This window comes from Streptomyces doebereineriae (genome assembly GCF_031845645.1).
Classification (GTDB): domain Bacteria; phylum Actinomycetota; class Actinomycetes; order Streptomycetales; family Streptomycetaceae; genus Streptomyces; species Streptomyces canus.
The window spans coordinates 1-401 of record NZ_JAVREZ010000533.1 but is presented as its reverse complement, the minus strand read 5'-3'; the positions used below and the strand labels follow the sequence as shown (position 1 = coordinate 401).

1 pseudogene is annotated in these 401 nt (G+C 74.1%); it reads left to right on the top strand.

Annotated elements, in window-relative coordinates:
* Positions 1–401 (top strand): annotated as a pseudogene (locus RNB18_RS53130) (hypothetical protein); the annotation flags it as partial.

The window sequence follows — 401 nt, the reverse complement described above, 5'->3', positions numbered from 1 at the left end:
CAGCGCCGACGCCTCCGCCCCGAAGAGCGCCACCGGCCCCAAGGGCCAGAAGCTCACCGTCTCCGCCACCACCGGGCTCGACCCGGCGGGCGAGAAGATCCGGGTCACCGGCGAGGGGTACGGGCTGACGACCGGCATCTACGTCGCGCTCTGCAAGGACAACGGCGCGAACCGGGTCCCCTCCCCCTGCCTCGGCGGCGCCGACATGAGCGGCGGTTCGAAGAACTCGCAGTGGATCGTGCCTCCGGGCGACCCGTACGAGGGCGAACTGGCCGTGCCGTTCGGCCCCGGCGGCTCCTTCGACGGGGAGATCGAGATCCGCTCGAAGGGCGACGGGCTGGACTGCGCCGACGTCCCGTGCTCCGGCGTCACCCGCGCCGACCACCGCGCGCGCGGCGAGC